Origin of the sequence: Duganella sp. CF458, assembly GCF_900113115.1 — a bacterium.
Taxonomy (GTDB): domain Bacteria; phylum Pseudomonadota; class Gammaproteobacteria; order Burkholderiales; family Burkholderiaceae_D; genus Rugamonas.
Map to the genome: position 1 here is coordinate 197,083 of NZ_FOOF01000004.1, position 23,772 is coordinate 220,854.

Annotated in this window: 13 protein-coding genes; 5 read left to right on the top strand and 8 right to left on the bottom strand. The window is 66.7% G+C overall.

Annotated features, from left to right (window positions below):
* Positions 1-61 precede the first annotated feature (61 nt).
* Positions 62-928, bottom strand: a complete 867-nt coding sequence (locus BM269_RS07905) for a LysR family transcriptional regulator (RefSeq protein WP_090436467.1) — start codon at positions 926-928, stop codon at positions 62-64.
* A 106-nt stretch (positions 929-1,034) separates the two neighbouring features.
* Between BM269_RS07905 and BM269_RS07910 the strand changes: the two genes are divergently transcribed.
* A complete protein-coding gene (locus BM269_RS07910; RefSeq protein ID WP_090436468.1) occupies positions 1,035-2,399 on the top strand; it encodes an MFS transporter in 1,365 nt (454 codons plus the stop codon).
* Positions 2,387-2,608, top strand: coding sequence for a 2-hydroxymuconate tautomerase family protein (locus BM269_RS07915; protein WP_090436469.1), 222 nt, complete (start codon positions 2,387-2,389; stop codon positions 2,606-2,608). Before BM269_RS07910 ends, BM269_RS07915 begins: the two co-directional genes overlap by 13 nt.
* A gap of 47 nt (positions 2,609-2,655) precedes the next feature.
* On the opposite strand, the gene BM269_RS07920 is transcribed toward BM269_RS07915, so the two are convergent.
* A complete protein-coding gene (locus BM269_RS07920) occupies positions 2,656-3,174 on the bottom strand; it encodes a GNAT family N-acetyltransferase (protein ID WP_090436470.1) in 519 nt (172 codons plus the stop codon).
* Positions 3,175-3,371: 197 nt separating this feature from the next.
* Between BM269_RS07920 and BM269_RS07925 the strand changes: the two genes are divergently transcribed.
* On the top strand, positions 3,372-4,382 hold the full coding sequence (locus BM269_RS07925; protein WP_090436471.1) for a sulfate ABC transporter substrate-binding protein: 1,011 nt from the start codon (positions 3,372-3,374) through the stop codon (positions 4,380-4,382).
* Between the two features lie 3 nt (positions 4,383-4,385).
* Here BM269_RS07925 and BM269_RS07930 read toward each other — a convergent pair whose 3' ends face one another.
* From BM269_RS07930 to BM269_RS07940, 3 genes are read right to left on the bottom strand one after another with little or no spacing between them, the layout of a single operon-like run.
* The gene (locus BM269_RS07930) at positions 4,386-5,534 is read right to left on the bottom strand and encodes a response regulator (protein ID WP_090436472.1); all 1,149 of its coding nucleotides are present in this window, start codon (positions 5,532-5,534) and stop codon (positions 4,386-4,388) included.
* A gap of 1 nt (position 5,535) precedes the next feature.
* Positions 5,536-9,825: a response regulator gene (locus tag BM269_RS07935; RefSeq protein ID WP_090436473.1), complete on the bottom strand. Its 4,290-nt coding sequence runs from the start codon at positions 9,823-9,825 to the stop codon at positions 5,536-5,538.
* A gap of 9 nt (positions 9,826-9,834) precedes the next feature.
* Positions 9,835-11,337 (bottom strand): cache domain-containing protein, encoded by a 1,503-nt coding sequence (locus BM269_RS07940; protein WP_090436474.1) that lies wholly within the window; start codon positions 11,335-11,337, stop codon positions 9,835-9,837.
* 197 nt (positions 11,338-11,534) lie between these two features.
* Here BM269_RS07940 and BM269_RS07945 point away from each other — a divergent pair, with 197 nt between their 5' ends.
* Both BM269_RS07945 and BM269_RS07950 read left to right on the top strand, forming a co-directional pair.
* Positions 11,535-12,401, top strand: a complete 867-nt coding sequence (locus BM269_RS07945) for a serine hydrolase (protein WP_090436475.1) — start codon at positions 11,535-11,537, stop codon at positions 12,399-12,401.
* A gap of 33 nt (positions 12,402-12,434) precedes the next feature.
* A complete protein-coding gene (locus BM269_RS07950) occupies positions 12,435-14,789 on the top strand; it encodes a histidine kinase dimerization/phospho-acceptor domain-containing protein (RefSeq protein ID WP_090436476.1) in 2,355 nt (784 codons plus the stop codon).
* Here BM269_RS07950 and recD read toward each other — a convergent pair.
* Genes recD through recC form a run of 3 tightly spaced genes read right to left on the bottom strand, consistent with a single transcriptional unit; the run spans position 14,769 to position 23,766 of the window.
* Positions 14,769-16,697 carry an exodeoxyribonuclease V subunit alpha gene (gene recD / locus BM269_RS07955; RefSeq protein WP_090436477.1) on the bottom strand — a complete coding sequence of 643 codons (1,929 nt, stop codon included), beginning with the start codon at positions 16,695-16,697 and terminating at the stop codon, positions 14,769-14,771. The two genes, BM269_RS07950 and recD, sit on opposite strands and share 21 nt — an antisense overlap.
* Positions 16,694-20,326, bottom strand: a complete 3,633-nt coding sequence (gene recB, locus BM269_RS07960) for an exodeoxyribonuclease V subunit beta (protein ID WP_090436478.1) — start codon at positions 20,324-20,326, stop codon at positions 16,694-16,696. Before recB ends, recD begins: the two co-directional genes overlap by 4 nt.
* Positions 20,323-23,766 (bottom strand): exodeoxyribonuclease V subunit gamma, encoded by a 3,444-nt coding sequence (recC, locus tag BM269_RS07965; protein WP_090436479.1) that lies wholly within the window; start codon positions 23,764-23,766, stop codon positions 20,323-20,325. The genes recB and recC overlap by 4 nt, the downstream gene beginning before the upstream one ends.
* Between the last annotated feature and the right edge of the window lie 6 nt (positions 23,767-23,772).

A 23,772-nucleotide genomic window follows, 5' to 3' on the forward strand; every position in this document is an offset into this window, starting at 1 on the left:
GCTCTGGCAATCGGACATTTCGCGCAGCGAAATGTCCGATTGCCAGAGCTGACCCCGACTTTCATTTTGATTGGCTAAAGCTTGCGATGAAGGCGTCGCGGGCGGCGTGGTGGGGGATGTCACGGCGCCAGACCAGCATCGTTTCGACCTCGGCGACTTCAGGGGGCAGCGTGTGGCATTGCACGGTGCGGCCAAGGCCGCGCTGGCGCAGCACTTCGCGCGGCATCATGGCGACACCCATGCCGGCGGCGACGCAGCCGATGATGGCTTCGAAGGTGCCGAATTCGGCAACCCGCGTGTGGGCCACGCCCGCCTCGGCGAACCACCATTCCAGGCGGCGCCGGTAGGAGCAGCCGCTGCGGAAACCAAGCAGGGTGCGGCGTGCGACGTCGGCCGGGCCGGTGACGGGGCCGTGCAGCGCGTCCGTCAGCAGCACCAGTTCTTCGACAAACACCGGTACCTGCTCCAGCTCCGGACGGTCGATCGGCGACGATACCAGCGCTACGTCGACTTTATGGTTTGCCACGGCCTGCAGCAGGTAGTCGGTAGGGCCGGTATCCAGCACCAGGTCGACTTGCGGGTATTTGCGGTGGAAGCCGCCCAGCACGCGCGGCAGGCGCGCGGCGGCGGTGGTTTCAATCGATCCGATGCGCAGCTGGCCGGATGGTTCCTGGCCGCCGCGCACCGACATCTGCGCTTCGTCCGCCAACCGCAGCAGGCGGTCGGCGTATTCCAGCAGGCGCGTTCCTTCCGCCGTGATCAGCATGCGCCGCCCCGAGCGGTTGAACAGGGTGACGCCCAGCGATTCTTCGAGCTGGTTCAGGCGCGCGGAGACATTCGATTGCACCCGGTGCAGCCGGGCGGCAGCCTGGGTCACGCTGCCTTCCTCGGCAACTGTCTTGAATATCCTCAGCGAAGAGAGTTCCATTTCGTTCTCCGTTTGAGATGGCTTTCATCATTATTATTCATTTTTATTGATGCGTGAAGCCATTTATAGTTCAGGCTATCCAACGGGAGCCAAACGGAGCTTCACCATGAACAAGCCATCACCTGCCGTACTGCTGGCCGCCAGCTTTGCCTTCATCATCGTCCAGCTCGATGTCACCATCGTCAACGTGGCCCTGCCGGAGATCGGCCGTGAGCTTGGCGCCAGCGTCAGCGCGCTGCAATGGGTGGTCGATGCCTATACCCTGGGCTTTGCCGTGTTCCTGCTGTCGGCTGGCGTGCTGGGCGACCGTTTTGGCGCGCGCCGGGTGTTCCTGTCGGGCTTTGCGCTGTTCACGCTGGCTTCGCTGGCGTGCGCAATGGCGCCGGGTGCGCTGGCGCTGGATCTGGCGCGTGCCGTGCAAGGTGTCGGCGCCGCGCTGCTGGTTCCGAGCTCGCTGGCCATTCTCAACGCAAGCTACGCCCACGACCGCGCGCAGTTGGCGAAGGCGATTGCATGGTGGACGGCCGCCGGCGGCGTGTCGATTGCGGCCGGCCCGGTGCTGGGCGGCTTGCTCATGAGCTTCGCCGGCTGGCGCAGCATCTTCTGGGTCAATATTCCGATTTGCGTGCTGGGCTTCTGGCTTACATGGCGCGTGGTCCCGGCCCTGCGCGGCAAGGATCCGGCGCGTTCTTTCGACCTCGCCGGCCAGGTGCTGGCCATCGTTGCACTGACTACCTTCATCGGTGCCGTGATCGAAGTCAATGCGCTGGGCGCTTCCAGCCACCTGGTACAGGGCGCGCTGCTGGTGGCCCTGGCATCGGCGGCACTGTTCATCCGCAGCCAGCGGCGCAGCGCCGCGCCCATGCTGCCGCTTGGCCTGTTCCGCGATACCGGCTTTTCGGGCGCGGTACTATTCGGCGTCCTGGTCAACTTTGCCTATTACGGTGTGATCTTCGTGCTCAGCTTCCACCTGCAGCAGGTGCGCGGCTTTTCGGTGATGCATGCGGGCCTGGTGTTCCTGCCGCTGACCGGCACCTTCATCATCTCGAATATCGCCAGTGGCCGCATGCAGGCACGCATGGGATCGCGCATGCCGATGATTGTCGGTGGCCTGGCTGGCGCCGCGGGATACGCCCTGCTCGGGATCTTTGGGGTATCGAATGATGCCACTTTCCTCGAAATGCTGCCCGGCCTGGCGCTGATCCCGGGCGGCATGGGGCTGGCCGTGCCGGCGATGACGACCTCCATCCTTGCCGCCGTCGACCGCAGCCAGGCGGGCACGGCGTCGGCCGTGTTGAACACCGCGCGCCAGGTTGGCGGCGCCATGGGCGTGGCCATTTTCGGCGCCATGCAGAATATCGAATTCGCGCTTTCCGTTTCAACCATCCTGCTGCTGCTGGGCGCCGCGTTGGCCTGGTACTGCATCAGACATCCACTTCCAAGCAAAGGAGCTTCACTATGCCGTACGTAAACTTCCGCATCACCAAAGAAGGCGCGACCGCCGAACAGAAACTGGAATTGATCAAGGGTGCAACCGAGTTGCTGCAGCGCGTGCTCAACAAGAATCCGGCCACTACCTTCGTCATCATCGATGAGGTAGAGACCGATAACTGGGGCATCGGCTACGACAACGTCACCACGTTGCGCGCCAGGGCCGCCGAAAAGGCACAAGGCGGCTGATTGACGTCAACCGTCATGCAACGGGGCTCGGCTACTTCGCCTGGGCCCTAGTTGCAGCCGCAGAAGCGTTTGGGTTTGCTGACATCGCAGACGGTGCCGTCAAGCTGCTTCCAGAAGAAGACCGTGTCGACACCATACGGGGAGCGGACGTTGCCCGCGCGCAGGTAGCCCTGGCGGGCAAAGAATTCCTCGCCGCTCGCGGTGCTGTGGAGCTGCAGGGCTTTCACGCCCCAGCTGCAAGCTTGCTGTTCGACGCAGGCCAGCAGCGCTTTGCCGGCGCCGCGCTGGCGCACTTCGGGCAACAGGTAGCACAGGGCCAGCTTGCCGGCAGCCGTCAGCAAGGCGACGCCGACGACCACGCCGTCCTCGATCGCGACCAGGGAAAAATTGGTCGGCGAGGCGAACCAGGACGCCACCGTCTCGGGCGTCTTGTTTCCAAGCCAGGCGCCAAGGATGGCGGGGTCATTTTTATGGTCAAGCACGCAACATTCGGCGATTGAGCGTCGCAGCACCTCACAGGCAGCCGTGGCGTCGTTCGCTTCCGCGCGGCGAATTTCAAAACTCATGCGTGCTCACAGGTATTCAATAACCGGAATATACACCAGCAGCCAAAACCCCGTCTGTGGCCGCGTGCGCGCCAGCAGATCCGGGGCCGATGCCAAGCCTGATACCAAGCCTGATACTAAGCTTATAACGAATATGTAGTTTCCTTTCGGCGCGAGATTCTAGACCATGCATATCTGTTTTCACAATAGAGATTGCCATGACTTATAACAAATTCGCATTTGCACTCAGCGCCACCCTGGCCGCGGCCACCATCGGTTTCGCCCCGGTCGCAGCGGCCAATGAAGTGACCCTGCTGAACGTGTCCTATGACGTGGCACGCGAGCTGTATAAAGATGTCAACCCCGCCTTTGCCGCTGCATACAAGAAGAGCACCGGCGTGGACGTCACCATCAAGCAGTCGCACGGCGGCTCCTCCAAGCAGGCGCGCGCCGTGGCCGATGGCCTGGAAGCGTCGGTGGTGACCATGAACCAGGCCAACGACATCGACATGCTGGCCGACCGCGGCCTGGTGGTGCAGGACTGGGCCAGGAAGTTCCCGAACAATGCTGCGCCGGCCTACTCCACCATGGTCTACCTGGTGCGCAAGGGTAATCCGAAAGCGATCAAGGACTGGGGCGACCTGGCCAAGCCTGGCGTGGCTGTCGTGATCCCGAATCCAAAAACCGCGGGCAACGGCCGTTACACCTACCTGGCCGCATGGGGCTCGGTGCTGAAAAAAGGCGGCAATGAAGCACAGGCGCGCGAATTGGTGGGCAAGATCTTCAAGAACGTGCCGGTGCTGGATGCCGGCGGCCGTGCCGCCACCACCACCTTCACCCAGCGCCAGATCGGCGACGTGCTGGTGACCTTCGAGAACGAGGTGAACATGGTGCGCGCCGAATTCGGCGACAACTTCGAGGTGGTGTATCCATCGTCCTCCATCCTGGCCGAATCGCCGGTGGCCGTGGTGGACAAGGTGGTGGACAAGAAAGGCATCCGCAAGGAAGCCACCGCCTACCTGAACTTCCTGTACTCCGATGCCGGCCAGGAGATCATCGCCAAGCACTACCTGCGCCCGCGCTCGGACGCGGTATTCAAGAAGTATGCGGCCAGCTTCAAGCCGATCTCGCTGTTCACCGTGGATGAAGTGTTCGGCGGCTGGCGCGCGGCCCAGAAGAAGCACTTCGACGACGGCGGCGAGTTCGACAAGATCTACAGCTCGAAGTAAGCCTTACGCCTTCGTCAGGCGCTCAATCTGCGCCTTCTTCTCGGCCATGTCATGGTCGGTATCATGGAACCGCGCCGCAATGGCGCGGAATTCCTCCTGCAAGCCGACGAAGGCATCGATCACGTCGGGGTCGAAGTGCTTCCCCTTGCCCTCAATGATGATCTGCACCGCCTTCTCATGCGGCATGCCGTCCTTGTAGACGCGCCGGCTGATCAGGGCGTCGTACACGTCCGCCACCGCCATCAGGCGCGCCGATACCGGGATCTTCGCCCCCGCCAGTCCTTCCGGATAACCTGAACCATCCCATTTTTCCTGGTGCGAGTACGCGATCTCCTTGGCGATCGACAGGAAGGCCATCGGCGTGCCCAAGGAGCGTTCCGCGTGTTCGATGGCGGCGCGGCCCAATGTGGTGTGGGTCTTCATGATCTCGAATTCGTGCGGTTCGAACCTGCCCGGCTTGAGCAGGATGCGGTCGGGAATGCCGACCTTGCCGATGTCGTGCAGCGGGGCGGACTTGAACAGCAGGTTGATGTAGCTGTCGGTCAGCACGGCGCCAAAGCGCGGGTGCCCTTTCAACCGTTCGGCCAGCGCCTTGACATAGAACTGGGTGCGGCGGATGTGGTTGCCGGTTTCTGAATCGCGGGTTTCGGCCATCGACGCCATGGCGAGGATGGTGACGTCCTGGATCGCCACCACTTCGCGCGTGCGTTCACGCACTTCCTGTTCCAGGTACTCGTTCTGGTCGCGCAGGAAGTCGGCGTGCTCTTTCAGCATCAGGTGGTTGCGCACGCGCGCCAGCGTGATCGGCGGACTGATTGGCTTGGTGATGTAGTCGACGGCGCCCAGGTCGAGGCCCAGTTTTTCGTCTTCCACTTCCGTCTTGGCAGTCAGGAAGATGATGGGGATATTGCGCGTGGCCGGATCGGCCTTCAGGCGGCGGCATACTTCATAGCCGTCCATTTCGGGCATCATCACGTCCAGCAGCACCACGTCGGGAGGTTGCCCGGTGCTGGCGATGCGCAGGGCCTTCTCGCCGCTGTTGGCGACCTTTACCTTGTACAGGTCTTTCAGCAGGTCGTTCATCAGCACCAGGTTGTCGGGCGAATCGTCGACCAGCAGCACGGTTTTCCTTGCGATCAGTTCCAGTTCCATCTCACTTTCCCTCCAGGCTAGCCATTGCTTCATCCAGCGCCGCCAGGGCGGCTTCCAGGTCCAGGTTACCAATTCCGTTTGCGATGCGGCGCCAGTGGTCGGGCAAGGCGGCCTTGAATTGATCGAGCTGTCCATCCCACAGCTCTGCCGCCTCGGAGTCGCTTTCCGACAACAAGCGCTGCAGGCGGTCGAGCGGGGCCGCGGCGGCCGGCGCCACCGGTACCAGCGCCGGGTGCGCGGCGCCACCGCGCATTTCCGCGTCGACCGCCCGCAGTGCGGCAAGCAACGGGTCCAGCTCCACCAGCACCATCGCCAGCAAGCGCTCCAGGTCTTCGCGCGCAGCGCCTTGCTGGCAAGCTTGTTCCAACTCCAGCGCCGCCGCCTGCACGCTGCGTGCACCGATGTTGCCGGCCACGCCTTTCAAAGTATGCGCCAGCCGTTCCGGCGCGGTCGCATCGCCGCCCATCAGCGCCTGCACGAACATGGCGGAAAAATCCTGCTGCCCATCGCGGAACTTGACCAGCAGGCGGCGGTACAGCTTCTGGTCGCCCATCGATGTCGCCAGCCCTGCCCGCACATCGACCATCGGCAGCGCAGGCAGGGGGGCAGTCTTGTCGCCCGCAGCGCCGGCGGCATGCGCGTTCGGTGCAGCCGGATGCGCGGCGGCCCGGCCCTGGCCCGGCTCCGGCCGCAGCCATTGCGCCAGCGTGGCGTACATTTCAGCCACATTGACCGGCTTGGCGATGTGGTCCTGCATCCCGCTGGCCAGCACCTTTTCGCGGTCGCCGGCCATGGCGTTGGCCGTCATGGCGATGATCGGCAACTGGTCGAAGGCAGGATTGGCGCGGATCGCGCGTGAAGCCTGGAAGCCATCCATCACCGGCATCTGGCAGTCCATCAGCACGCCGTCGAAGCGCGCGTCCTGTGCCAGGATATCCAGCGCTTCCTGGCCGTGGCGGGCCAGCACTGCTTCGATGCCGGCCTTGCCCAGCAGGTCGATCGCCAGTTCCTGGTTCATGTCGTTGTCTTCGACCAGCAGCACGCGCGTGCCCGCCAGGCGCGCCATGACTTCGCCCTGCTGCAGGTCGCGTTCCGCCGCGCGCCGCCCCTCGGCGAGCACGCCCTTGCCCAGCGCCTCGCCGACAGCCTCCAGCAGGGCTGAAGGCGTGACCGGCTTGGTCAGCACCGACTTCAGCTGGACCCGGCGCTCCTCCGCGCTGGTCAACGCTTCTTCCCGGCCGTAAGCGGTCACCATGATGGCGGCCGGCAGGCGGCCGGCCTGCCCGGATTGCAAGCGGCGCACCGTCTCAACCCCGTCCATCGACGGCATCTTCCAATCCATCAGGATCAGGTCATAAGGCAAAGCCTGTTGTTGCGCGCGCGCCACCATGTCGAGCGCCTGCTGGCCACCCACGGCCACGTCGACTGCCAGGCCGAAGGAACGGGCGACGGTGGACAGGATTTCGCGCGCCGCGGCATTGTCGTCGACCACCAGCACCCGCACGCCAAGCAATTCGTCGGCGCGGAACATGCGGCGCGGTTTCGCATTGGCCTGCAGCCCGAAGCGGGCGGTGAAGTGGAAAGTGGAGCCCTTGCCCTCCGCGCTCTCGACCCAGATGCGCCCGCCCATCAGCTCAAGCAGGTTCTTGCTGATCACCAGGCCAAGGCCGGTACCGCCGTACTTGCGGGTGGTGGAAGCATCGGCCTGGCTGAAGGACTGGAACAGTTTGGCGCTCTGCGCCGCGCTCATGCCGATGCCGGAGTCGCGCACCCAGAAATGCAGCTCGATTTCCTGTTCGTCGCGCGCCGACTGCTCGATGCCGACCACCACTTCGCCGCATTCGGTGAACTTGACCGCGTTATTGGCCAGGTTGACCAGCACCTGCCCGATCCGCAGCGGATCGCCAACCAGCCCGGTCGGCAGCTCGGGAGCCACCTGGAACAGCAGCTCCAGGCCCTTGTCCTCGGCCTTGAAGCCGATCAGGTTGGCCAGGTTATCGAGCACGTCGTCAAGGTCGAACGCAACCTGCTCCACCGTCATCTTGCCGGCCTCGATCTTCGAGAAGTCGAGGATGTCGTTGATGATGCCGAGCAGGTTCTCGCCCGCCCGCTGCACCTTCTCGACGTAGTTGCGCTGCCGCTTATCGAGATTGGTCTGCAGGGCCAGGTGCGACATGCCGATGATGGCGTTCATCGGCGTGCGGATCTCATGGCTCATATTGGCCAGGAAATCGCTCTTGGCCCGCGTTGCGGCCTGCGCCTGCTCCTTGGCGATGCGCAGTTCGTCTTCGGCGCTCTTCTGCGAGGTGATGTCCTGGTACACCCCGTACATGAAGCGCGGCACGCCGTCTTCCTCATCGCGCACCACCGTGCCGACCGCGTGCAGCCAGACGATGCGGCCATCCACCGGGCGCTTGTAGGCGTAGACCGCATCGAACTTGTCGTAGGTGCCGTCCAGCGCTCCCTGCACCCGGGCAGCGACGCGCAGCGCGCCTTCGGGATCGGCTTCCACCAGGCGGGTAAACCATTCGTCCTGCAGGTGGAAACGGCCATCGGGCCGCGCCGCTTCGCCCAGCAGGCGCGCAGCGCGCTCGGACTGGATATAGTATTCCGGGTCGTTGTAGTCGATCACCCAGTAGCCGCAGCCTGTCATCTCCAGCGCGATATCGCCGAGGAAATTGCTGCGCTTGATTTCCTGCTCCAAGGCCTTGCGTTCGGTGATGTCGCGAAACACCACCACCGAACCGACTTGCGCGCCATCCTTGTACATTGGCCGGTCCACATAATCGACCGGGAAGCTGCTGCCGTCCTTGCGTTTCAACTGCTCGCCGTCCTGCTGCCACGCCGCGCCAACCAGCTCGCCTTCGCCGTAGCCCAGCAAGGCAGGCGCGGCCGGATTGACGAAGGTGATCCGGCCGGCCAGGTCCAGGCCGACAATACCGTCGCTCACGGTGCCCAGTACCAGCCGGCTGCGTTCCTCCAGCATCCGGGTGCGCGCATTGCGCTCCAGGATTTCCATATTCATGGCCACCACCGGCAGTGCGCCCTCCAGCAGCGACTGGGCCTGGTCGCCGTAGGGCTCCAGCGTTGCCAATTCCAGCACGCCCAGCAGCCGCTCATTGCGCAGCAACGGCACGATGGCGATGCTGGCCGGGTCGGCCTCGCCCAACGCGGAGCCGATGCGGACATAACCGGCCGGCGCTTGCCGCATGATGATCGGCTTGCGTTGCGCGGCACATTGCCCCACCAGCCCTTCGCCGAGCAGGAAGCTGTGCTGCGCCGCGGACCTGCCGCGTATCGCATAGCCGGCCAACAGCGCCAGACTGCCCTCCTCCGCTTCATGCCGGTAGAAGGCCGCGTGGCCGGCCTGCACCAGCGGCGCCAGTGCCGCCAGCGTGCGCGTGGCCAGGTCTTCAGCGCTGTCGGCCGACTGCAGGTCGTTGCCGATCGCGGCCAGGTGGGTCTTGAGCCAGCGCTGCGCCTCCATCTTGCAGGCCTCTTCCTGCAGCACCTTGATCGAGCGTGCCAGGCTGCCCATCTCGTTCGGAAAATCCGTCAGCGGCACTTCGGCGCCCAGTTTGCCTTTTGCCAGCTGCTGCACAGCGCTGCGCAACCGCTCCGACGGCAGGCGCACCGAGCGGCCCACCAGGTAGCTGAAAAGGATGCCCAACACCAGGCTCAGTCCCAGCAAACCGTAGGTCAGCTGCATCTCGTAGCGCGACAGCGACTGCATCTGCTCGATCTGGTGGCGCGCACTGTCTTCCTTGATCGCGGCGATGCGCGCCAGGGCGTGATTGGCGCGCACCCCGTGCTCCTGGAACGCCTGCTCGGCCACCACCGCGGCGGCCTGCTCGGCCTGCCCCGCGCGCAACAAGCGCACCGCCTGGTCCACGCGCAAGTCGTAGCCGGCATAGGCAGTCTCGAATTCGGCCAGGTTCTTGCGATTTTCTTCGCGGATGATGCGTGGGCGCAGTTGGTCCAGCGCCCGGTCCTGCTGGCGCTTCGCCTCCTCCGCCAGGCCCAGCGCGCGATCGCGGCCGCTCTTGTCGCGGGCCAGCAAGGCTTGGCGCAGCGCACTGCCGCCTTGCGCAAACTGGGCCAGGGCATCCTTGGCGTCCGAAATGCCCAGCAGGTCATTCTTGTAGATGCCGAGGATCTCGTCATGCATCCGGGCCTGGGTGGTGACGTTGTGCAGCCCGAACGCCAGCGTGATCAACAGGCTGCCGCCAAAACCCAGCGCGAGTTTCCACGCCAGCCCCAGTTTCTCGAGTCTATCCAGTAAGCGGGCCACGCGTCCTCCCTACTCAGTCAAATTGATTGCCAGCAGGTCGAGCGCTGACAGGAATTGTTCATAGCTGGCCGCATCGGGCGCCTGCAGCAGCGCCAGTTCCACTGCGCCCAACAGGCGGCCGCGCAACTGCACCGGCGCCAGCAACAAGGCGCCCGCCCTGGCTTCGCCCAGGCCGGAACGAATGCTCCATGCGGCGCCTGCACCAGCGGTGTCGACGATGCGCGCTTCGCGCTGCAGGGCGCATTGGCCCAGCAAGCCTTCGCCCAGGGCCAGGCGTGGCGGCGGCGCCGTGCTGGCATAGCTGGCGGCCAGCGCCAGTCCATCGGCGTCGGCGGTGTAGATGACGCCCTGCATGGCGCCGAACAATTGATGGCATTGATCGAGGAAGACGGCGAGGCGGGCATGGCGCTGTGATGCCTGCTGCATCTGCAGCGCTACCTGGGCCAGCTGCATCTTGCGCTCGGCGCGCAGTTCCTGCTCGTGCGCCACGCGTTCGAGTTCGAGGTGGGCGCGCTGCTGGGCCGCCTGGCTGCGCACCGCGCGCAGGCCGGCCGCTCCCAGCAGGAACACCACGCTGGCGGCCATGGCGGCGGCCGGCACGCCGCTGCCCGGCGGCACGCTCAGGCCCAGGTCTTCCAGCACCAGCAACTGCCAGCTGCCCGATGGATCGTGCCAATCCACGGCGGCCGATGCCACCGCGTAACGGCGCCCTTCTCCCTGCGCCATGCCCGGCGCCAGGCTGACCGGCAGCGGGCGCGGTGCCTGCCCTTCGAACAGCTTGCCGAACTGGCGCACGGCGCGGATTTCAGCCACCCTGGCCGCAGACACCGGGCCGGCCAGCATGCCGCGCCATTCACGCCGGCTGCTGGCGAACACCACGCCCTGCGGCGACAGCAGGACGGCGGCCTGGCCGCTGCGCGCCAGCAGGCGTTCCAGCTTTTCCATATCGGTCCGTGCCACCACCACGCCGACCGGATCGCCGCTGCGCGCCAGGCCGGCATACACCGGCGCCGCGAAATACAGGGCATGGTCGCTGCGCGCCAGGCTGACGGCGGCGTAGATATTGTTGCGGCCGGCCATGGCTTGCTGGTAATAAGGGCGGAAGCGCACGTCGATGCCGGTGGAAGCTTGGCCGCTATCGTCCCATGACGATTTGACAAAACCATCCTTGCCGACCACGAATAAACCCTGGATTTGCTGGCTGCGACCGACGTTTTCCAATAAGGCCGATATTTTCGGCTGGTTGGACGGAATTGCTTCGGTGCTTTCTTTTTTGATATCCGGCTCAATCAATCCGAGCAGGGAAATCACCCCCATCAAATTACTGTCCAGGGTTAATGACATGGCGGCAATCGCGTCGCGCTGTACGTCGATATTCAATAATGCCAGGCGTCCTTGTTCCAGCCTGGCGCGGTAGGCACTGCCGGCCAGCCAGGCCGCTGCCAAGGCCAACCAGATCACCGCGGTCCAGGCGCGCAGGGGATATTTTGCAATTCTCTCAATTACCAACATGGCAAATTTCAAGAAGGAAATATTATCGAATAACAATAGCAGTATTCCCGGCGCCGACGCCGCACGCCATGTTTTTTATTGTTCAGTTGCGCATGATTGACGTTTGCTGGACGAGTTAACCCGATAGTGATATTGTCCATATTGAGAATATTGCCCCTAATCTAGCAATATTCCGCCCCAACGAACCCGCTCCGACCATGTTGAAGAAAATAACCGCAGCCCTGCTGATGTCGATCTCCGCAGCCGCGTTTGCCGTGCCCTTGGGCTCGCAAGCCGTGCTTGTCGTCGAGGATGAGACTGGCAAAGTGCTGGTCGAGAAGAACGCCACCGCCGTTGTTCCGATCGCCTCCCTGACTAAATTGATGACCGCAATGGTCGTGCTCGACTCCAAGCTTGATATGGACGAGCAGATCAGCATCGACAAGGACGATGTCGACACGCTCAAGCACAGCACTTCGCGCGTGCCGGTCGGCGCCACCATCTCGCGCGGCGAATTGCTGCAACTGGCGCTGATGTCGTCCGATAACCGCGCCGCCGCCGCGCTGGCCCGCACCTTCCCCGGCGGCCCGGCCGCGTTTACGGCCGCCGTGCACGCCAAGACCCAGCAGCTGGGCATGACCAGCACCCAGATCGATGAACCGACCGGCTTGTCGCCTAACAATACATCGAATGCGGCCGACCTGGTGAAAATGGCCGCCGCCGCCGCCCGCTATCCCGAGATCCGCCGCATCACCACCGATACCGAGGAAGTGATCAAGATGAAGGGGCGCATGGTGCAGTACCACAACACCAACCGCCTGGTCGGCGCCAAGGGCTGGGATATCGGCCTGTCCAAGACCGGCTATACCGAAGAAGCGGGCCGCTGCCTGATCATGCGCATCACCGAAGCCGGCCGCGCAGCCACCCTGGTCCTGCTGAACGCCGGGGGCAATTCGGCGCGCCTGATGGATGCGCTGAACATCCGCCGCCTGCTGGCGGGCGACAACGCTCCCAAAGTGATGAAAGCATCCAGCCCGCGCAAGAAAGCCGTGCGCACAACGGAACGCCGTCGCCGCCGCATGTAGCATGCCTGACGGGGTTCGCTGCCGAGAGGCACCATGGACCTGCTGCGCAACCTGCGCTTCGCGCGCCGCCTGGCGATCCTCGTGGGGATCTTCGCCGGCGGTTTCCTGCTATACGGGCTATGGTCGTTCCGCACGCTCGATGCCTTGCGCGTCAACGGACCGCTGTATGGCGAGGTAATCCAGGGCAAGGACTTGATTGCGGACGTGCTGCCGCCGCCGCTGTACATCATCGAGTCCTTCCTGGTGGCGGAGCAGCTGGTTGCCGCCGGCAGCCAGGTCGAGCGCGAGCAGCTGGCGCAGCGCCTGCGCACCCTGCATGCGCAGCAGGTGGCGCGCGTCCATTACTGGCAAAGCCGGCCGCTCGACGCCGGCCTGGCGGAATCGCTCAAGCAAGCGAATAGCCAGGCCACCGCCTTCTACAACGAAGCCTTCGGCCAACTGGTGCCCGCGCTGGAACTGGGCGACCGGGCGCGCGCCGAGCATGCGCTGGCCAAGATGCAGCGCCATTACGACCTGCACCGGCAAGTGATCGATAACCTGGTCAACCAGGCGGCCAGCCGCGCGCGCTTTACCGAAGGCCAGGCGGCCGAGCGCATTCGCGCCGACAGCGCGCTGTTGCTGGCGATCCTGGCCGGCTCGCTGGCGTTGGCGGTCGCCATGGCGTGGCTGATCAGCCGCAGCATCACGCAACCAGTGGCGCAGGCGCTGGCCATCGCGCAGCGCGTGCGCAGCGGCGACCTGTCCTCGCCGGCGCCCCAGCCGTTCCACGACGAAACGGGCGAGCTGCTGTCGTCCTTGCATGCGCTGCAGGAAGGCCTGGCCGCGGCTGCGGCCGCGCGCAGCGCATCGGAGCACAAGCTGCACTGCACACGCCAATTGCTGGACCGCCTGTTGAACAGCGCCGGCATGCTGGTGCTGGGCCTGGGGCACGAGGGCGAGGTGCTGATCTTCAATGAAACGGCAGCCCAGGTCACCGGCTGCGGCCGCGACAGCGTACTAGGGCGCGTATGGCGCGACCTGCCGCTGTTGCCCATGTCGGCCGTATCGCAGTGGCCCGAGGGCGGTCATCCGCAACAGTTCCGCGCCATGCCGGCCGGCCACGAACACCTGCTGCATACCGCCTCGGGCGACGAACGCCGCATCGCCTGGCACCACAGCGCACTGGAAGAAGGCGAGATCGCCTTGCTCAGTTTCGGCATCGACGTGACCGAGTTGCGCCAGGCCGAGCGTGCGACGGCCGCGGCCCATGAGGCGGCGCAGCACGCCAATCGCAGCAAGGGCGCCTTCCTGGCCAATATGGGCCACGAGATCCGTACCCCGCTGAACGCCATCCTCGGCCTGACCGAGCTGGCCTTGCGCGGGCCGCTCGATGCGCGCCAGCGCAGCTATCTTGAGCAGGTTGACGGCGCGGCTGCCAGCCTGATGGCGATGTTCAACGATATCCTCGACTTTTCGCGCATCGAGGCTGGCCAGCTGCATATGGAAGATTGCGTGTTCAGCGTACGCCAAGCGGCCGAACAGGCTTGCAGCGAGTGGCAGGCGGCAGCGCAAGCCAAAGGCCTGCTGCTCGAATGCACGGTGGAAGCGGGGTTGCCGGAAGAACTCGTGGGCGATGCGGCGCGCCTGCAGCAACTGCTGCAGCACCTGCTGGCGCATTCCATCAAGTTCACGGAACGGGGCAAGGTGCAATTGCTGCTGCGGCGGGAAGATGCCGGCAGCCAGGACGGCACGGTACTGCGCTGGGAAGTGCGCGACACCGGCGCGGCGCGCGATGCCGCGGTCCAGCTGTACGAGCCGGCCGGCCCAGGCGATTCGGCGGCAGGCCTCGGTCTTTCCGTGGCGCGCCAACTGGCGGCTATGATGGGCGGCCACCTGCTGCTGGAGAGCGATCCGGCCGAAGGCAACCGCTTCGTGTTCAGCGCCCTGTTCCACCATGCGCTGCCGGGCGCCGCCGCATCCGCCGAGGCGCAGGCGGCAGCGCAAGCGGCCTTCCCGGCCCTGGCCGCCCTCGGCGCCGACATGGCCGGGGCGCTGGCGCGCCAGCAGGGCAACCGCGCGCAACTGCGCAAGATGCTGGGCCAGTTCCTGCAAGGCCAGGCCGCGCTGCACGCTGCCATCGGCGACGCGGTGGCGCTGGGCGACCGCCAGCGCGCGCAGCGCATGGCCCACACCCTGGCCGGCCTATCGGCACAGCTGGGCATGGAAGGCTTGCGCCAGGCTGCGGCAGGCGTGATCAATGCGCTGCGTGCGGGCGGCGACGCAGCGGCCGAACTGGCGCAGCTGGCGCCGGCATTGGATACGATGCTGCAGGCGATCCACGCCGACCTGCAAGCGGGCGCTCAGTTAGGCGCTCAGTCAGGCAATCAGTCAGGCGAGCAGGCTGCGTAGGCCGCTGGTGCGCTCGGTGCGGCGCCGGATCGCGTCCGGCAGCACGCCCGGGTTGGGCGTCAGCAGCGTAAAATGCCGGCGGGCCCGCGTGATGCCGGTGTAGACCAGTTCGCGCGCCAGCACGCTGGACGCTTCGCGCGGCAGCACCAGCACGGTATGGCTGAACTCCGAACCTTGCGATTTGTGCACCGTCATGGCGAATGCGGTTTCCACGTTGCGCAGGCGGGTCGCCAGCACGCTGCGCACCTGGCCGCCGTCCGAAAAATACACGCGCAGCGAGCCGCTCCGTGCAGGGTCGGGCAGCACCAGGCCGATGTCGCCGTTGTACACGCCGGTGGCGTAGTCGTTGCGCGTGACCATGACCGGGCGGCCCACATACCAGTCGCCGCGCCGCTTCAGCAAGCCGTGTTCTTCAAGGCGCTGCGCGATGCTCTCGTTCAGGCCCGAGACGCCCCATTCGCCTTCGCGCACGGCGCACAGGAGGCGGAAGCCCTCGAAGGCTTGCAGCACGCCGGCGCTCCATTCATCGTGCGGGGTCATGCCCGCGCCCTGCCCGATCATGTGCAGGAACGGCCGGTAGCCCTCGAGCGCCAGGCGCAGCATGTCCTCCTGCTGCGCCGCTTCGTTCCAGTGCAGTTGCCCGCCGCTGTCGGAGCGCAGCACGGCGCGCGCGGCGTCGGCATCGCCATGGTTGACGGCCGTGGCCAGCTGCCCGATCGGACCGCCGAACCGGCGGCTTTGGCGCAGCATGACGGTCTGCTGCGCCAGCGCACCCGCATTGCCGAGGAATTCCGGCGGGATGGCCTGGCCGGATGCCGCTTCCACGAACGCTGCCGTGGCCGCGCTGTAGCCGCCGGCCTGGGCGTCGTGGCACAAGTCGCCCAGCACGGAGCCCGCTTCCACCGATGCCAGCTGGTCCTTGTCGCCCAGCAGGATCAGGCGCGCACCGTGCGGCAAGGCATCCAGCAGGGCCGCCATCATCTCCAAGTGCACCATCGAAGCTTCGTCGACGATCAGTACGTCCACATCGAGCGGGTTGCCGGCGTCGTGGCGGAACGCCCGCGTGTCCGGGCGCGCGCCCAGCAGCGAATGCAGGGTGCGGGCGCCCCCCATGCGCTGCGCCAGCTCGCGCAGCGGCAAGGCGCCCGCCAGGCTTTGTTCCAAGTCCCCCAACGCGCCGTCGATGGCTTGTTTGAGGCGCGCGGCGGCCTTGCCGGTCGGCGCCGCCAGCGCCACGCGCAGCTGGGCGGCGTTGCCGCCTTCCACCGCAAACAGCAACGCCAGCAGGCGCGCCACCGTATACGTCTTGCCGGTACCCGGGCCGCCGGTAATAACCGCCAGGCCGCCGCGCGAGGCAACCGCGCAGGCGATCTTCTGCCAGTCCGCACCACCCTCGCGCGTTGCATGGGTGAACAGGCGGTCGAGCCATTGGCGCACCAGCGCCGGTTCGGAAACATGCGGCGTGCCGGTACGTGCACGCACCGCGTGGGCAACCGTGTTCTCGTCGGACCAGTAGCGGCGCAGGTACAGGCGGCCGCCCGCCAGTACCAGCGGCTGGCCCTGGTCGGCGCCGCCCGGCCAGGCCAGCACTTGCGGGCACGCCTGCAGGAAGTCGTGCCAGGCCGCCTGGCTTGGCGGCAGGTCGCCCGCTTCGGCGCACAGGCTTTGCCAGTCGTCTTCGCCCCAGCCCAGCATCGGCGAGGGATCGCCGGACAGCGCCGACAAGTGCAGGCAACTGTGGCCGCGGCCTTCGAGCTCGGACAGCAACAGGCAGGCCAGGGCCAGCGGGGCGCCCGATGCAAGGCTGCCGTGCGGCTCCAGCGCCGTCACGAAACGTGCGAACTCGGGCCCCAGGCGGCGCAGCATGCCGCCTTCGGCCAGCATGTCGATATGTTCGTAAAAACTCATTGGCAAAGCCCGTCCAGTCCATCCAGCAGTTCGGCGTCCGGCGGCAGCAGGTAGCAGCCGCGCGTCTGGGCATTGCCGACGCCGCGCAGGAAATAGAAGATTGCGCCGCCCAGTTGCGTGGCCGGGTCGTAGACATCGCCCAGGCGGGTGCGCAGCAAGCGGTGCAGCGCCAGCATGTAGATCGCGCCCTGTACATCGTAGCGGTGCGCGGCCATGCCGTGCGCCAGCGCCGCCTTGTGGTAGGCCGCGTCGCCGCCGCCCAGCGCATTCGATTTATAGTCCAGCACCCAGTAGCGGCCCTGATGCTCGAACACCAGGTCGCAGAAACCTTTCAGCATGCCGTGCAGCTCGCGCTGCGGCAAGCCGGGACGCGCGATACCCTCCAGCAGGTGCTGGCGGCACAGGCGGTCCAGTTGCCCCGTGTCCAGCCGCTCGCTGGGAAACCAGAACTCCATCTCCGGCAGCAGTTGTCCGATGGTGTCGAGCGCGCCGCCCAGAGGCGGCAGTTCGGTGCTGGCGATCATGCGCAGCCACTCCAGCGTGTCGGCCTCGCGATGGCCCCAGCCGGCGCGCTTGATCAGGCGCGCCGCGCGCTCCGCATAGTGCTCCTGGTGGATCGAGGCAAAGCCGTCACGCGCCAGCGATTCGAGCTGGTCATGCAGGAAGTTGCCTGGCACGGAGCCGCGCGGAAAGCGGTGCCAGGCCGTATCCTCGATGCGCAGCGCAGCGCCCGCGTCTTCGCCTTCCAGCAGGGTTTCCTGCGCGGCGTGCATCGGCGCCGGGAGCGGCTCGTTGCCGCTGCGCCTCGCCAGCGAGGTAAAGCTGCCGACCGACCAATCGCGCTCGAACTGTGCCCGATAGGCCTGCGGCGCTTCCAGTGGCGGGCGCTCTACCGCACGCGCCAGCCGGGTCACCGGCACGGCAGGCTCCAGCAGGGCGACGGAAATGGCATCGCAGCCGGCGCGCAGCCGCTGCCAGCTCTCCAGCAGTTGGCCGGCAGGCAGCGGCTCGCCGCCTGTCAGCAAATAGCCCAGGGCCGAATCGTGCAGGGTGTTTTCATCTTTCTTGCGCGCCGGCAGCGCCGCGACGCCAAGCCACAGGAAGTGGCGCGCCCGCGTCAGCGCCACATAGAGCAGGCGCAGGTCTTCCTCGATACGGGCGGCCTCCGCGGCTTGCTGGCCCTCATCGGACAGGCGCATGTCGAGGCGGCGCTCGCCATCGGCATCGGTGTACTCGAAGAAGGTGCGGTTGCGCTTGTCGACCTTGCGCACCGTGACCGCAAACGGCAGGAAGACCAGCGGGTACTCGAGGCCCTTGGACTTGTGCACGGTGACGACCTTGACCAGTTCGGCATCCGATTCCAGGCGCAGCACACGCTCATCGCCGCCGTCGGTCTCTTCGTCGATCTGCTCCGCCAGCCAGCGTATCAACGCTTGTTCGCCCTCCAACTGGCGGCTGGCCTGCTGCAGCAGCTCGGCCAGGTGCAGCAGGTTGGTCAGGCTGCGTTCGCCGCCGGCGCGCGCCAGCAACTGCGCCGGCAGGCCAAGGTCGTGGATGAAGCGGCGCAGCATGGCCAGCACGCCCTGGCGCTGCCAGACCACGTGCAATTCCTTGAGCTGTTCAACGCGGCGCTCCCAGGCCAGCTCGTCGGCCGAGAACAGCGCCAGTTCCGACAGCGGCAAGTTGGCGGTGCGGGTGGCGAAAGCGGTGCGTGCCAGTTGGCCGTCCAGAGGATTGGCCACCGCCGACAGCCAGCGCAGGATATCGGCCGCTTCCTCGCTCGACAGCACCGAATCCTTGTCGGACAGGTAGACGCTGGGCACCAGGCGGCGTTGCAGCGAGCGGCGCACGGCGGCCGCCTCGCGGCGGTCGCGCACCAGGATGGCGATATCGGCCGGCTGCAGGCGCTTGAATCCGGCGCCCTCCCGGAACCCTGTGGCCGGGTCATTCAGCAGGCCGGCGATATGCTCGGCGCACTGCTCCGCGAAGTATTCGCGGTAGGCGTCGGCGCCCAACTGCTCCACCGTGCAGCCGGCGGTCAGGGCCTGGATATCGCCAGCCGGACCGACCAGCCGCTCTGCGCGGCCGCGCGCGCCCACCGCGTCGAACGGCAGCGGGTTGCCGTTTTCGGTGCGGAAGCGGAACGCGCCACGCGCAAAGCCGCCCTGCCCGGCCACGCCTTCGGCGTGCAGGAAGACCTGGTTGACCGCGGCGACGATCTGCGCCGTGGAACGGAAGTTGGTGCCAAGCTGGTAATGGCGGCCTTCCGTGGCGCGCCGCGCATCGAGATAGCTGTGGATGTCGGCGCCACGGAAGCCGTAAATCGACTGTTTCGGATCGCCAATCAGGAACAGGCCGAGATCGGGATCGTTGGCGGCAACCTGGTACAACAGGTTGAAGATGCGGTACTGGCTTGGCGCGGTATCCTGGAATTCGTCCACCATCGCCACCGGGAATTGCGTGACGATGCGCTGGCGCAGCGCCGCGCCGTTGGCGCCTTCCAGCGCGCTGCGCAAGCGCTCCAGCATGTCGGCAAAGCCGAACAGGCGTTGCTGGCGTTTCAACTCCTCCATGCGGGCGGCAATCGTGGCGGCCGCGTGGCGCAGGACATGGTGGCGCACCGGTTCGATGGCGTCCAGCGCACGGCGCAGCGGCGCGACTTCGTCAAAGTCGGCCGGGATGTCGGGTGCGAAGCCTTTGGCGCAGGCGTCGGCCATGCCGGCCGGCGTCAGGCGGAACCACGGCGTGGCGTTCATCTCCGGTTCGGCCAGCGCCGGATCGTTGGCCCAGTCGCGCAGGGCCGCAAACCATTTGGCGACCGAGTCGGCGCGCAGCTTGGTGCCGTTGAAACACTTCGCATTGGCCTCGCGCTGGGCTGCGATCCAGCCCTCCATGCGCCCGGCACGCTCGGCCCAGCCCTGCTTGAGGCCCGCCAGCGCGGCTTGCTGCTGGTGCAGGACGCGGCCGATCATGACGCCCAGCGGCTCGTCGCCGGCCGCTGCGGCGGCAGCGGGCCGGCGCGCCAGCTCGCGCACGCTTCGCCCCAGCGCCGACACGTCGCGGCAAGCGGAGAGCAACACGGCCAAGGCCTGCTCGCCCAGCGGATATACCTGCTGGCGCCAGTAGTCGTGCACCGCGTCCTCGTACAGTGCCGTCTCGTCGCTCAGCAATTCTTCATCGAACAGGTTGCCGCTGTCGAAGGCGTGCTCGCGCAGCATGCGCTGGCACCAGGCGTCGATGGTGAAGATCGCCGCCTCGTCCATCGTCTCGGCGGCCAGTTGCAGGCGGTAGGCGGCCTGCTGGCGCGCCGCCTGGTCGGGCAGTTCCTCCAGCAGCGCGTCCAGGTAGGAATCCGCGGCCGGCGGCGCCTCGGCACGGAAGTAGGCCGCCGCCTCGACCAGCCGCTCGCGCACCCGGTTGGACAATTCGCGCGTGGCAGCGCGGGTGAACGTCATCACCAGGATTTCGTTCGGCATCAGCGGCCGGCGATAGGCGTTCCCGCCGCCATGGCCAAGCACCAGCCGCACGTACAATGCGGCGATGGTCCAGGTCTTGCCGGTACCGGCGCTGGCCTCGATCAGGCGCGAGCCATGCAGCGGGAAGTCGAGCGGGTCCAGTGCGATGCTCATGCCCCGCCCTCCCCGTCGCCTTCAATCGGCTGCACCGTCACCGACTGCGCCAGCCAGTCCGCCAACGGCTGGTACAGCGCGCGGCTGATGTCGACAAACCCCGGCTGCCCGGCCAGGGCCGCAAAGTCCGGCCACAGGCGGGCCAGGCAAGGGTCTTCGTTTTCCCCGGTCAGCTCGAAGCCGCCGTCGTAGGTACTGCGCGCGTCGCCGTCCAATACCAGCGCAAGGCCGGTCTTGCAGGCCGCGGGCAACGGCTGGTCCATGCCGGCGCGCCACAGCTCGACAATGCGCGCCAGGGTCGCCCGGGCCGCCTGCGGCTCAAGCGGCTCCATGATGACGATCGCATCGCGCGCGACCAGGAAGCCGGTCACCGGCTGGCCTTGCGCAGCCGCCGCGAGCTGGCGCAGCCACATCGGAATCAGCTTTTCGCCGCGCGGCGCGGCGGCCTTGTCGCATACCCGCGAGGACATCTGCATCAGCCAGACCGTGGCGCCTTCGGCGCGGTGCAGCTGGTCGATCCAGTCTTCCAGGACCAGGCCCGCCAGTTCCAGGTGGATTGCCAGCTTGGGCGCCTCTTCGCTGTAGGTCCCGCGCAGGGACAGCCACGCGGTGCGCACCGGCACCAATTCCTCCACCAGTTCATCGAGCACGCGGTCGCCGATCAGGCCGATCGGCAGCACGCCCTGGCGCCGCAGGCGCTGGGCGCGTTCCTGCAGGCTGGCCCGGACCTCGTCCATGGCCTCCATCCGGCCGCCGTCCGCCAGCATGGCGTCTTCCAGCATATAGCGCTGCAGGCCATCGAGCTGGAAAGGTTCCTCGTCCTTGCCGACCATCGTCGATTCGGCAAAGTAGACCCCGAGGCGCTGCCGGAAGAAATGCCGTACCGGCTGGCGCAGGAATGCAGCCAGCATGGACAGCCGCAGCCGGAAGCTGTCTTCCACCTCGTACGGCGGCAACGCGCTTCCGCCGGCGACGCCCCCGGCGTCATCGGCATCGGCATCCGCATCGGTATCCGCATCTGAATCGGCATCGTGCGCGGCGCGCCATTCGCCGGCGAAGGTCAGCAGGCCGCCGCGCTCAAAATAGGCGCGGCTGAAAGGCTGCAGCGCATGCAAGGTGGTGCGGGCGGCCAGGTCGAGGCTCCAGCCGGCATGCAGGTAATCGCGCAGCTGCGCCACCAGCACCGACGGCGGCTGCTCGCTGTTGTCGCGCACATTGCGCCCAACCCAGCTCACGTACAGCTTGTCGCGCGCCGCCAGCACGGCCTCCAGCATCAGGTAGCGGTCATCATCGCGGCGCGAGCGGTCGCCCGGGCGCGCCATGCCGGGCAAGGCAAGCAGGTCGAAGTCGGCGCGGCTGGCACGGCGCGGGAAGTCGCCATCGTTCATGCCCAGCAGGCACACCACGCGAAACGGCACGGCGCGCATCGGCATCAGGGTGCAGAAGGTGACGCCGCCGGAGACGAACTGGTGCTCCAGCGACGGTTCATCGAGGCCGCCCATCCAGGCTTCGCGCAGGGTCGCCAGCGGCACTGCCTCGTCGAAGCCGGCGTCCTCGCAAGTCGCCAGCCATTTGTCCAGCGCGTCATCCAGGCGCGCCAACGTCAGGCGGTCGGCCTCGTCACGGTCGCTGAAGAAGGCAGCCAACAGCAGGCGCGCCTGCTCCGCCCAATCGGCAGGACGGTGCGCCGCGCCCAGGCGCTCGCGCCAGGCCAGCAAAGCCTCGATCAGTTGCGCCAGTGATCCGGCCAGTGCGGCGTCCAGGCCGCCCACTTCCGAATACGGTTCGATGCCGACAAAGGCGGCGCCGCTACCGGCGGCATAGCCAAGCAGCATGCGGCGCACGCCGAACATCCAGGCATTCTGTTCACCCGCCGGCGCCAGGCCCAGGCCCGCGCGGTGTTCCGCATCCAGTCCCCAGCGCACGCCGGCGCCTTCGATCCACTGGCCCAGCGTCGGCAGGTCGTCCGGGTCCAGGCCGAAACGGCGCGCCAGGGCCGGCACGTCCAGCAGGTCGCGCACCTCACTCTGGCGGCAGCGCTGCTGCGGCAGGCGCAACAGCCACTCCAGCGCCACCAGCAGCGGATTGACGCTGCGGTCGTTGACGTCGCCGATTTCGTGCGGAATGAAGCGCGGGTCGTGGCGCCGGTGCTGGCCGAAAACGGCCCGGATCGAGGCGGTGAAAACGTCGATATCCGGCACCATCGCCACCACGTCGCGCGGGCGCAGCGAGGGGTCGGCGGCAAACATGGCCAGCAACTGGTCGTGCAGGATCTCGACTTCGCGCTGCACGCTGTGGGCCACGTGGAATTCAATCGAACGGTCGCTGTCCTCGGGTGCAAGCCGGGGATGCTCGGCCAGCGGCAGCATATCGCGCACGGCGGCCTGCACCTGCGCCAGCAGCGTCGCGCCCTCTTCATCCCCGAACAGGTCGACGCGCAGCTTGTCGTCGCGCCCCGCCAGGTCGCCGGCGGTGTCGAATTCGTCCAGCATGCGGATATAGTCGCGCCCCTGGCGGCCCCAGCTCGCCAGCAGCGGGTGGCTGTGCGCATGCAGCGCTTCCAGCGGCACCGAGGAAAGGTCGAGATCCTTGCGCGCGGCGTGCCGGCGCCGGGCGGCGGCGCGCAGCAGGTCGCGGCCCTCGATGATGTCGCCCCAGTAATAGCGGCAGGGATTGGGCACCGCGATCACCACCTGGGTGAAGCGCGCCAGCGAGGCCATGGCCTGCAAGGTCTGGTACGGCAGCGCCGATACGCCGAACAGCACGATGCGGCGCGGCAGGCGGCCCAGCGGGGTGTCGCCGCGCTGCACCGCCTCGACGAAGGCCGCGTGCACGCTGGCCCGTCCCAGGCCGCGTTCCTCGAGCGGCACGCTGGCCGCCACCGCACGCCACAAGGCGGCCTGCCAGCGCTGCTCGGGCGCCAGCGGCACGGCTTCGCCGCGCGCATTGCGCAATTGATCAAGCCCGGCGGCCCAGTCTTCCAGCCAGTCGGCGCGGTACACCTGGTACTGGTCGAACAAGTCGGCCAGCCGTTCGGCCAGCTGCAGGCGGCGCTCCGGATCGCCGTCGCGCAGGAAATGGCGCAGCGGCGCAAAGGCATCCTGCGCCAACAATTGCGGCAGCAGGCGCATCAAGCGCCAGGTCAACGGGGCTTTATCGAAGGCGGAAACCGGCGGCACGCGCGCATGGCCGAGCATGCCGCGATAAATCTCCCACAGCAGCCGCGCCGGCAGCGCAACGCGGGTGGCGCCGCACAGGCCCGTTTCCTCGGCCAGCGCAATCTTCAACCACTCCGCCACGCCATTCGATTGCACCAGGAAGATTTCCTGCTCCAGCGGCGCCAGCGGATGGCCGCGCAACCACTGGAACACGGCGCTGCGCAACTCTTCGAGCTGGTTGCCGTGCAAAATCAGGAGTCCGGGTTGGATGCTTTGGGACATGTAAAA